This window comes from Phormidesmis sp. 146-12 (assembly GCF_052939495.1).
Genome location: NZ_JBJPHS010000072.1, coordinates 23,445 through 34,276 on the forward strand (window position 1 = coordinate 23,445; position 10,832 = coordinate 34,276).

The window sequence follows — 10,832 nt, forward strand, 5'->3', positions numbered from 1 at the left end:
GCCTTGCTGCGATCGTTCCCCTGCGATCGACCAGCGCAATTTCTAATAATGCGGATTTTGCTAGTAGACGATGATGAAGTAGTCGTGCAGCAGTTGAGCAAAGTGCTGATCGATCACCGCTATGTAGTCGATGTTGCAGTAGACGGATTGGCGGGTTGGGATCTGGTGGACACCTGCGACTATGACGTGATCGTGCTGGATGTGCAGTTACCCCGACTCAACGGCATCGAGTTTTGTAAGCGACTGCGATCGCACCGCAAATCTACCCCCGTTTTGTTGATGACGGCCCAAAGCGCCAGTGGGCACAAAGTGATTGGCCTAGATGCTGGTGCAGACGACTACCTGGTTAAGCCCGTCGATCTACCCGAACTGCTGGCTCGAATTCGCGCCCTGCTGAGACGACGAGACAGTGAAACGCGGCTACCAGCCCTAAAGTGGGGCAGCTTACAGCTAGATCTCAACAGCCGTGCTGTCACTTGTGCTGATCGTGCTTTGAGGCTGACCCCCAAGGAGTACAAGCTGCTGGAGATTTTTTTGCAGAATCCGCAGCGAATTTTTAGCAGCAGTGCGCTGATCGACCAGCTTTGGTCATTTGATGAAGAAGCCCCCACCGAAGATACGGTACGATCGCACCTCAAAGGACTTCGCAAAAAGCTTAAGGCAGCCGGGTTAGAGCAAGATCCTGTAGAAACCGTGTATGGGATCGGCTATCGTCTCAAGCCGTCTCCCAAGCCTGATCAAACCACAGATGACAGCACTTTTAACAACCCTAAGAAGAACGCTAAAAAATCAAAAAAGCCGTCAGCGCCAGAACCAACAGAGGTCGTCGCAGCAGAAATACAACAGATCTGGCAACAGACACGAGAAAAGCTACAGCAGCGATTTGCCACTATTGAGGCAACCGTCACGCTTTTAGCCAAGCAACAAAGTTCGGTAAAGCAGCAAAAAGAAGCCTGTCAGGAGGCCCATAAGCTGGCGGGTTCGCTGGGCATGTTTGGGACGATGGATGGATCAGAGTTAGCAAGCGAAATTGAGCAGTTGTTAGACGGAAAACATCCTCCAAAATCTGACAAACTTAAGTCGCTCAAGCCACTGGTTCAAAAGTTGCGGCAAGAAATTGAGCAGTTAGATCGCCAATATCAAGCAGGCGATCGTGGACTTGTTTCCTTAGACAATCCAACAGTTGACAATGGGTATCTGCCCCCTGCCGACCACTCAACCGAAGCGCGATTAATGCTAGTCGATGACGACCCTCTGATTTTGCAAACGTTAAAAGAATGGCTGATGCCTTGGGGCTTTGAGATACACACCCTCAGCCAGCCAGAACAGTTTGCCGACACCCTCAAGAAAATTGTGCCCGACCTCCTGGTGCTGGATATCGAAATGCCTGGGATCAGTGGGATTGACCTCTGTCTGCAATTACGCAACGATCCCGCCTGGAGTAGTCTACCTGTGCTGTTTTTGACCGCCCGACGCGATGCCGAGACGATTCAGCGCGTGTTTACAGCGGGGGCTGACGATTACATTAGCAAACCGATCGTCGGCCCCGAATTTGTCATCCGCATTCTGAATCGACTGGAGCGATCGCGCCTCCTGCGGGCATTAGCAGATACCGACTCGCTCACCGGATTGGCCAACCGTCGCAAAGCAACCCACGAGCTAGTACGCCTGCTGGCCCTAGCAAAACGGCAAGACAAGCCCGTTAGCATCGCCCTGCTGGATCTCGATTACTTTAAGCAGATTAACGAGATTTACGGCCATCCGACGGGCGATCGCATCTTGCACGAATTGGGGGCTATTTTGCAGCAGTCCTTTCGCCTAGAGGATGTTTTGGGGCGCTGGGGCGGCGAGGAGTTTGTGGTGGCAATGTATGATGTGGCGCGATCGTCTGCGGTTGAGCGATTGCAAAATTTGCTAAACCAACTCCGGGCCCATCCTTTTGACTCGACTCAAGGAAGTCCTGTCTGCGTCACCTTTAGTACAGGCATTGTGCAATATCCTCAAGATGGAGCCGACTGGCAAGCCTTGTATCAAGTAGCCGATCAGCGGCTGCGTCAGGCAAAATTAGCAGGAAGAAATCAGGTGCTATCAGGACAGCGTGATGAAAACCGGGGTCGCAAGGATCAAGAAAATGGCCCCCTGGAATAGGCGATGGTTGCCAGGTCTGATGAGTTTGGGTGTGGTCGCTCTGACGTTGGGGATCTGGCGATCGCTCCAGGTGCAACAAGCCGCAGAAACTCAGCGCAATCTGACAGAAATGGCAGCCAGCACTGCCAGGATTTTAGAAGCTGACCTGAATGCTGTCTCACTGGGGCTAAATCGGGCCGCCCAACGCTGGCAGATTCGGGGCGGCACGCCTCAAGCCGAATGGCAGACCGACGCGGGTCAATACATCAAAGACACCGCAGGGTTGCAAAGTATTGAGTGGATCGATCGCACCCTTCAGCCGCGTTGGATTTCTGCTACCTCGCCCTCCATGCCAGATCCCGATCGTCTCTCACTCTTAAAAGCGCAGCGAACAGCCCTGCAAGCCAGTCGTCTGAGTCAAGGCTCTCTGCCATCGGGGTTGATCACGTTGCGTACTTACGGACAGTCTCACTTCCATGGGTTGGTTCCGCTCTTTTTACGGCCCAGCGCTTCGGCTTCTCAGTTTGATGGATTCTTCTTCAGCACCTTTGATGCGCCTACTTTCTTTGGGACGGTGATCGCCCATGTGCCGCCGACTTACAACATCGCTGTATTAGAAAATGGAGAAACGCTCTATCAGCGCTATTCTGACCCCAACCGTTCCGCTGCGATGGGGACTCAAACGGCTACCCTCAAAGGTCACAAAAGTTGGCAGGTGCGTGTCTGGCTGTATTCGATTGATTCCTTATCTCCGCATTCTTTCTTGCTGACCAATCTCGTGCTGGGGGCAGGGTTGTTGATGGCGGCGCTGTTGGCACTGGTTACTTATTTTGCTCAAGCGATGCGCGATCGTACCCGTCAGTTAGAAGCCATCAACCATCAAATTACCATGGAATCCGCCATTCAACAACGGTTGGCGCTGGCGCTACAAGAAAGCGAGGTGCAATACCGCGATTTGTTTGAGAATTCCAACGATTTGATTGTCAGCGTCGATATGGCAGGGCGATTTCTCTACGTCAACCGCGCCTGGAAACAGACCCTGGGCTACGACGAATCAGATTTGGCAACCCTGACGCTGTTTGATCTGGCACTTCCTGACTGTGGGGGACGCTGCGACAATCTGCGCCAGTGCGTGACGGTGGGCGAAGCGATCGCAAATCTGGAGGTGGCTTTCAACGCCAAAAATCAGCAGCGGATCTGGCTCGAAGGCAGCTTAAATTTTCGCCTTGTCGATCAGCAAGCGGTGTCGATGCGCTGCATTTTTCGCAACATCAACGATCGCCGTCAGGCAGACCGAGACCGAGAACACATCACAGAACAGTTGCGCCGCAGTGAAGAACGCTGGCAGTTAGCCATTCAAGCCAACAACGACGGAATTTGGGATCTTGATCTCACGACAAATACAGCGTATCGTTCGACTCGCTGGGGTCAAATGTTGGGCTATACGCCAGGCGAACTCCTTGACAGCAATGTTGAATGGCAAACTCGCATCCACCCAGACGATCGAGCACGGGTACTCCAAACCGAACAGGACTATCTCGATCGCCGCATTCCTCAGTTAGACCAAATCTATCGCCTGCGCCACAAAAACGGCAGCTACCGATGGGTGCAGTCTCGCGCTCAGGCCGTCTGGGACAAGGCGGAGACTCCGATTCGGCTGGTAGGTTCGACGACAGATATTACTGAGCAAACCCAGGCACAAGCCGCCAAAAAGCAAGACGAAGAAGAAATTCTTCACCTCAGTCAAGCCCTGGAAGTTGCGGTTGTGGGCATTTCTCAAGTTGATTGTCAGGGTTACTATACCAAGGTCAAATCTGCCTACGCTCACCTGTTAGGCTATTTGCCAGAAGACTTAATAGGGCAGCACTGGCACGATCTGATTTATGCGGACGATCGCAACCTGGCGATCGCGGCCTATCAGGAGATGTTGAGTCATGACAAAGCTGAGGTAGAAGTCCGGGCTGTCCACAAAAATCAGTCGGTGTTGGAGCAAAAAATCGTGCTGGTGAAAGCCTACGACGAGATGCAACAATTCATTGGTCACTACGGCTTTATGAAAGATATCAGCGATCGCCGCGAAGTTGAACGGCTCAAAGAACAGTTTGTGTCGATCGTCAGTCACGAACTGCGAACACCCCTCACCTCGATATCGGTGGCACTAGATTTGTTGGCGGGCGGCGTGCTACAAAGTCAGCCCGAACAGGCGCAGCGAATGCTTAATATTGCCTCAAACAACACCGATCGCCTCGTGCGGCTGATTAATGACATTCTGGATATTGAGCGAGTGCGATCGGGCAGGGTGGCAATGAATAAAGAAACTTGCACCCTCGCCGCACTGTTTACTCAATCAGTCGAAGCCGTTCAAGACATGGCCGACAAAGCAAATGTGGCGCTGGTGGTTTCCGCTTTATCTGCCCGCTTATGGGTCGATAGCGATCGCATTGTGCAAGTCCTGGTCAACCTGCTCAGTAACGCCATCAAGTTTTCGTCTTCGGGTGATACCGTCTGGCTCAAAGCAGAAGTGAGAACTGGGGAAGTAGGCAATGAGCCAGCAGAAGGCGATCAAGATCCCCCGACACCCTATCTCCTTCTCTCTGTTCAAGACCACGGGCGAGGCATCCCGCTAGAGAAGTTAGAAGCCATTTTTGAGCCTTTCCAACAGGTAGATGCTTCTGATTCGCGCCAAAAGGGGGGCACTGGGTTGGGTCTGGCGATTTGTCGCAGTATTGTCCAGCAGCACAATGGCAAAATTTGGGTAGAGAGCCACTTAGCAGAAGGCAGTACGTTTTGGGTGCAGCTTCCGGCCCTCTGGGAAGTCGAGGAGGCGACCCTTCACCAACCTCAAATTGACAATGCGCCCTTGGTGCTGATGTGTGATGATGATTCTTCGGTGCGATCGGTGATCCAAACCGTCCTTCACCAACAAGGCTATCGAGTGCTGGCAGTCGCATCGGGCCGAGAAGCGGTGGAGCAAGCTAGAATAGCTCGTCCCCAAGTGGTGCTATTAAATCTGATAATGCCAGAAATGGACGGCTGGGAGACGCTGGCCAGGCTAAAAGGTCAGCCCGAAACACAAGCGATTACGGTCGTGATCCTCAGCGGACTGCTCCCCGACGCAACGCAGGTCGATCGTCCTGAAATTAACGGGTGGGTCGTCAAACCCCCCAATCAAAAAGTGCTGTTGCAAACCCTACAGCGGGCACTCAACAAGCCCTATCAAAATATTCGCATCTTAATCATTGAGGATGATCTGGATCTGGCAAGGCTGCTGATTGCGATTTTCACTCGCCACCATCTCAAAACCTTCCACGCCCAAACTGGACAAGACGCAATTCGCTTAAGTCAAGAGATCATGCCGGATCTGCTGGTGTTAGATTTGAGCATTTCTCAAGGCGATGGGTTTGCGATCGTAGACTGGCTGCGGCAGCACAATCACCTCAACCGTCTGCCGATAGTCGTTTACACGGCACGAGAGCTAGAGCCAGAAGAGCGCGATCGCCTGACCCTGGATCACACCCTATTTCTCACCAAAGGACGCATTACGCCACAGCAGTTTGAACAGCGAGTGATCGCGCTTTTAAACCGCATGACCAGCCCTCGACACAGAAGGAGCAATCATGAGTAAGCGAATTCTAATTATTGATGACGACGAAGACATCCGGGCGGTAGCTCAGGTGACGCTTCAGGCGGTGGGTGGTTGGCAGGTGATGACAGCGGCCAGTGGCAGTGAGGGAGTGGCGATCGCGACCTGTGAACCACTCGATCTAATTTTGCTCGACGTAATGATGCCCGATATGGATGGAATCGACACCCTGCAAGCCCTGCAAGCGACTCCTGCAACGCGATCGATTCCTGTACTCTTTATGACGGCCAAAGCTCAGGCTGCCGAACTACGTCGCTTCGCCAAACTCAACATCGCCGGGATCATCACGAAACCCTTTAAAGCCATGCAGCTTCCTGCCCAAATTTCTGCTGCCTTGGGTTGGTAAAGTGAGGCGAATTAGATGGGGTTTGCCTTTGTTGGATAGACAGCTTGGCGGTTAAAACCGCAGCTAAGAGAACAAAATCCGCCTTCGCGGGTTAATAGATTCAAAGTCTCCCATTCTGGGGAATTTAGGGGGCGAAGGATCTGTAGCATTAACAAATTGATTGGGTATAAGTTAACGTGAATTCGATAGAGTTTTTTCGCTTCGGTATTTAACGCTTCTGCCCCCCAACCCCCCAAATCTGGGGGACTTTCGGACAGGATTTCTTGCTCAAAGTCCCCCAAGTTTGGGGGATTTAGGGGGCTGCCTAGAGTGATCGCTACAGCGAGGAATTTCATCGAATTCACGTTAAGTTACATTTCTGCACAAGTCCTGCATTTTTCAGATCTACCGTAGAAGAGTCAGAAAAAGCACATTCCTCTCTATTCATACAGAACTCTTGTGATGTCTTTATTTCGCCAAATTGCGACTAGGGTCATACAGTCAGGGTATCTCTCATCCAAGACCGAACAACAGCTAAAACGGCTCGCTAGTGTCTATTTTGACTCAGATGATATTGACACCATCATATTGCTGCAACAAGCCCTACTATCAGGCAAAGTGCAACGCATTGATGACTGATACTCAGCCGTTTTGCATTCACAAAATCAGGGGTAGTAACAAGCGTCAGGAGTCCGAAAACGCCTTAGACATCAGACCTTAGCCATTTTGACTTAGATAATATTGACACCATCATATTGCTGCAACAAGCCCTACTATCAGGCAAAGTGCAACGCATTGATGACTGATACTCAGCCGTTTTGCATTCACAAAATCAGGGGTAGCAACAAGCGTCAGGAGTCCGAAAAAGCCCCATCTGTCTAGTGTCTAAACTCCGCTCACTTCTGTCAGGATGGCGCTCTACACCATCGGACTACAACTCTCTATTAACGTGAATTCGATGAAAGCTTTCGCTGCGGTTATTAATTTGGGCAGTCCACTAAATCCCTAAATTCTGGATAACCTCATCGAATTCGCGTTCTATTAACCTCATCTTTCTCAAAGAAGGAAGAAACCGGATTCAAGGTTCTCTTTCTGGAGGACTTTAGGGAAATTGAAGTGCGGCGATCGTCAACATCACTTCACCTTGCAATCTATTAATCCGCGCTCATGCATCTCCACCACTGCTCAAGCTAACTCCCATTCATACTTGCCGCTGGCACCCCCGCTCCGGAGATTTCACCATGTTAAAACGATTCAACGCAGCAATCATCATTCACGAATGCGTGCAGCGTTTGCAGCAAGGCTATCAATCGGCTTATGGATACGAAAACCTCGAACAAGTTCGTCTGATTACAGCGATCGCTCACACGACATTAGGGGCGATCGCTCGTACCACTGCTGCCTATCACGACCTCGAACATACGGTTTTGGTGACGCTGACCGGGCAAGGAATCCTACAGGGCAAACTGCAAAAAGATGGTAACGTCTCATCCCAGGATTGGATTCACACAATTGTCGCGCTGCTGTGTCATGACATTGGCTATGTGGGAGGAATTTGTCAAAGCGATCGCCCTCAGCAAGCCCTATATAGTGATGGATGCGGTTGTTTGATCTCGCTGCCCAAGACTGCTACGGATGCCAGTCTCACACCTTTTCATGTCGATCGCGGCAAACAGTTTATCGACGAAGCTTTTAGCCATGAGCCGCTGATTGACTCAGAAGTTCTCAAAAATAACCTAGAAATGACTCGGTTTCCGGCACCCCAAGACGGACTGCACGCTGACATCGACACTTATGCGGGTTTGGTGCGTGCCGCTGATTTAATCGGACAGCTAAGTGATCCCCACTACCTAGAAAAACTCCCTGCTCTGTTTAAAGAACTTCAAGAAGTGGGTTCTGCGGACAAGATGGGCTATGAAACTTCTCAAGATTTGCAGTTAGCTTTTCCTGATTTCTACTACGGTGTTGTTGTTCCTTATGTCCAACCCGCAATGGACTATTTGCGGCAAACAAAGTCGGGTAAAGCTATTCTGCTAGGTCTGCACTTAAATGTAGTGGCGGCTGAAGTTGATTTGGAGTTAACTGCAATGACGGAAGATAAATTTTTTAGTCAAAAGCCCCAGCAAGGAAATCTAAGCCAAGCTTTTCGGTCTAAAGCAAAAAAATTCCCTCAAGCCTGTCCCCGACTTTTTGAAGGGGATCTTTGCTTCCATTGAGTCTCTTGATACGTAGGCAGCGTTATCTTTTTAACGGGACGTGAATTCGATGCAAGATTTTCGCTTCGTGTTCAAGCCTCAGTCCCCCAAGCTGCCAATCCTGGGGAACTTTCAGACAAAATTTCGTCGAATTCACGTTCTTTTAGCGTTGCACCGTACTTGCCGATTGGTTGAATAAGACCGATCGCGTTTCTTCGATACTAAGATTTTGAGTCTTAAAGGCCTCCGCTTTCTCATAAGCTCGAATCGTCGCCGGACGTTCTTTAATCGCCTCAAACCAGCGCTTTAGGTGCGGAAAATCCTCTAAATTTTGACCCTGGCGATCGTAAGGCACGACCCAGGGATAAGCGGCCATGTCAGCGATCGAGTAGTTGCCTGCTACAAATTCACGATCGCTGAGACGCTGGTTGAGAACAGCATAGAGTCGTCCGGTTTCTTTAACGTAGCGGTCGATCGCGTAGGGAATCTTCTCAGGCGCATATTGATTGAAGTGGTGATTTTGACCCGCCATTGGCCCCAGTCCGCCCATTTGCCAAAAGAGCCATTGCAGTACCTCAACTCGACTTCGCAAATCCTCACCGATCAGCTTTCCAGTTTTTTCGGCTAGATAGAGCAAGATGGCACCCGACTCAAAAACAGAAATAGGTTCCCCGCCGCCAACAGGCTCGTGATCGACGATCGCCGGAATTCGATTGTTGGGCGAAATTTTCAGAAATTCGGGCTGAAACTGATCGCCTTTGCCGATATTGATGGGCGCGATCGTATAGGGCAGCCCAACTTCTTCCAAAAACATCGTAATCTTGTGGCCGTTGGGGGTCGTCCAATAGTAAAGATCGATCATGGATTCGTCTCCTGGTGGTCTTTTGAGCTAACGCTTAATCTCGGACTTTGCAGCACTTCTGGCAAATGCTTCTAGCGCCAAGAGCTTTGATTGGTTTGAGAAACTCGAATGACTAAACTGTATCGCTAAATTGTTTGGAGTGCAACTGTTTGAATACTAAGAAAAAGTAGAGTGTTGGGGGCAGCACTTGTTGCGATCGAGCAATTTCTCAAAGGGTAGAGGTTCACAACCGATTTGACTTCTACATTAGAAAAGTCTTGAGTGAATTTTGATATGGTCTACCCAACGCCTGAGCCGCCGATCCCCTTGCCTGACCCGACTCCAAATCCTGCTCCCGAACCGATTCCAAGTCCGACTCCCGAACCGATTCCCAGCCCAACTCCTGAGCCTGTTCCTGCTCCGATTCCTCAGCCGATTCCCAGCCCAGTTTAGACATTGACCGCGAGTTTACCCGTCGTCAGAGGCGAATTATTGGATAGGATGGTCTATGGCCTCTCCTACACAGGGCGTAACCTGAGACTGACATGCTAAGAGCCGGGATTGTTGGACTTCCCAACGTTGGAAAATCGACTTTATTTAATGCCCTGGTGGCCAATGCCAAAGCGCAAGCGGCCAACTATCCTTTTTGCACGATCGAACCCAACACGGGCATCGTCGCGGTACCTGATGAGCGGCTTAACGTGCTGGCAACCATTTCTAGCTCAGTAGACATCATCCCGGCGCGGGTCGAGTTTGTCGATATCGCGGGGCTGGTCAAAGGGGCGAGTCAAGGTGAAGGACTGGGCAATCAGTTTTTGGCCAACATTCGAGAAGTGGATGCGATCGTACATGTGGTGCGCTGCTTTGAGGATGACGACATCATTCATGTGTCTGGGTCGGTCGATCCGGTGCGCGATGCTGAAATCATTAACTTAGAATTGGGTCTGGCTGATTTGAGTCAGATCGAAAAACGAGTCGAACGCGCCCGCAAACTCGCCCGGACGAGCAAAGAAGCTCAAGTCGAAGTGGCCGCCCTAGAAAAACTGCTCCCAGTTCTCAACGAAGGCAAGCCTGCCCGACAAGTTGTGTTGACTCCAGAAGAAGAACTGTTGATCAAACCATTGGGACTTCTGACTCGCAAGCCGATTATCTACGCCGCCAACGTTGCCGAAGATGAGCTTGCCAGTGGAAACGACTGGACGAAGCAAGTTCAAACTCTGGCTGCTGAGGAGAATGCTCAAGCGGTGATCGTCTCGGCTCAAGTCGAATCAGAGCTTGTAGAACTGTCAGAAGAAGAGCGATCGGACTTCCTATCTTCGTTGGGCGTTGAGGAAGGCGGCTTAAAGTCTTTGATTCGCGCAACCTACGCACTGTTGGGTCTGCGAACCTACTTCACCACGGGGCCCAAAGAAACTCGCGCCTGGACAATCCACGCAGGCATGACTGCCCCTCAAGCCGCAGGGGTTATTCACACTGATTTTGAGCGAGGCTTTATTCGGGCAGAAACGGTGGCTTACAAGGATCTGGTGACCACGGGCGCGATGAATGCGGCCAAAGAAAAAGGACTGGTTCGCAGTGAAGGCAAGGAATATGTGGTGCAAGAAGGCGATGTGATGCTGTTTAGATTCAACGTTTAGGATCGTGAATTAGACTTTATTGGAAATAGGAAGGTGTAGCCAGTAAAATAGTGCCAGTGTCCAT

The 10,832-nt window shown here is 50.8% G+C and carries 8 protein-coding genes; 7 read left to right on the forward strand and 1 reads right to left on the reverse strand.

Annotated elements, in window-relative coordinates; translation table 11 throughout:
- Nucleotides 1–48 precede the first annotated feature (48 nt).
- The 5 genes from ACKFKF_RS24610 to ACKFKF_RS24630 all read left to right on the forward strand — a co-directional run bounded on the left by ACKFKF_RS24610 (nucleotide 49) and on the right by ACKFKF_RS24630 (nucleotide 8,311).
- Nucleotides 49–2,148 carry a response regulator gene (locus tag ACKFKF_RS24610; protein WP_446870100.1) on the forward strand — a complete coding sequence of 700 codons (2,100 nt, stop codon included), beginning with the start codon at nucleotides 49–51 and terminating at the stop codon, nucleotides 2,146–2,148.
- Complete coding sequence (locus ACKFKF_RS24615) at nucleotides 2,132–5,752, forward strand: PAS domain S-box protein (RefSeq protein ID WP_446870101.1); 3,621 nt, start codon at nucleotides 2,132–2,134, stop codon at nucleotides 5,750–5,752. Before ACKFKF_RS24610 ends, ACKFKF_RS24615 begins: the two co-directional genes overlap by 17 nt.
- Nucleotides 5,745–6,116, forward strand: coding sequence for a response regulator (locus ACKFKF_RS24620; RefSeq protein ID WP_446870102.1), 372 nt, complete (start codon nucleotides 5,745–5,747; stop codon nucleotides 6,114–6,116). The genes ACKFKF_RS24615 and ACKFKF_RS24620 overlap by 8 nt, the downstream gene beginning before the upstream one ends.
- Nucleotides 6,117–6,557: 441 nt before the next feature.
- Complete coding sequence (locus ACKFKF_RS24625) at nucleotides 6,558–6,734, forward strand: hypothetical protein (RefSeq protein ID WP_446870103.1); 177 nt, start codon at nucleotides 6,558–6,560, stop codon at nucleotides 6,732–6,734.
- Nucleotides 6,735–7,336: 602 nt separating this feature from the next.
- Nucleotides 7,337–8,311, forward strand: coding sequence for a metal-dependent phosphohydrolase (locus ACKFKF_RS24630; RefSeq protein WP_446870104.1), 975 nt, complete (start codon nucleotides 7,337–7,339; stop codon nucleotides 8,309–8,311).
- 142 nt (nucleotides 8,312–8,453) lie between these two features.
- Here ACKFKF_RS24630 and ACKFKF_RS24635 read toward each other — a convergent pair whose 3' ends face one another.
- Complete coding sequence (locus ACKFKF_RS24635; protein ID WP_446870105.1) at nucleotides 8,454–9,152, reverse strand: glutathione binding-like protein; 699 nt, start codon at nucleotides 9,150–9,152, stop codon at nucleotides 8,454–8,456.
- A gap of 273 nt (nucleotides 9,153–9,425) precedes the next feature.
- Here ACKFKF_RS24635 and ACKFKF_RS24640 point away from each other — a divergent pair, with 273 nt between their 5' ends.
- Nucleotides 9,426–9,584, forward strand: a complete 159-nt coding sequence (locus ACKFKF_RS24640; protein WP_446870106.1) for a hypothetical protein — start codon at nucleotides 9,426–9,428, stop codon at nucleotides 9,582–9,584.
- 92 nt (nucleotides 9,585–9,676) lie between these two features.
- Entirely contained in the window at nucleotides 9,677–10,768 is a 1,092-nt protein-coding gene (gene ychF / locus ACKFKF_RS24645) for a redox-regulated ATPase YchF (RefSeq protein ID WP_446870107.1), read from the forward strand.
- Nucleotides 10,769–10,832: the final 64 nt, after the last annotated feature.

Bases quoted from the DNA above. Each gene is read 5' to 3' on its own strand.
- ACKFKF_RS24610 (WP_446870100.1), top strand. From the start codon at position 49: ATGCGGATTTTGCTAGTAGACGATGATGAAGTAGTCGTGCAGCAGTTG.
- ACKFKF_RS24615 (WP_446870101.1), top strand. From the start codon at position 2,132: ATGGCCCCCTGGAATAGGCGATGGTTGCCAGGTCTGATGAGTTTGGGT.
- ACKFKF_RS24620 (WP_446870102.1), top strand. From the start codon at position 5,745: ATGAGTAAGCGAATTCTAATTATTGATGACGACGAAGACATCCGGGCG.
- ACKFKF_RS24625 (WP_446870103.1), top strand. From the start codon at position 6,558: ATGTCTTTATTTCGCCAAATTGCGACTAGGGTCATACAGTCAGGGTAT.
- ACKFKF_RS24630 (WP_446870104.1), top strand. From the start codon at position 7,337: ATGTTAAAACGATTCAACGCAGCAATCATCATTCACGAATGCGTGCAG.
- ACKFKF_RS24635 (WP_446870105.1), bottom strand. From the start codon at position 9,152: ATGATCGATCTTTACTATTGGACGACCCCCAACGGCCACAAGATTACG.
- ACKFKF_RS24640 (WP_446870106.1), top strand. From the start codon at position 9,426: ATGGTCTACCCAACGCCTGAGCCGCCGATCCCCTTGCCTGACCCGACT.
- ychF (WP_446870107.1), top strand. From the start codon at position 9,677: ATGCTAAGAGCCGGGATTGTTGGACTTCCCAACGTTGGAAAATCGACT.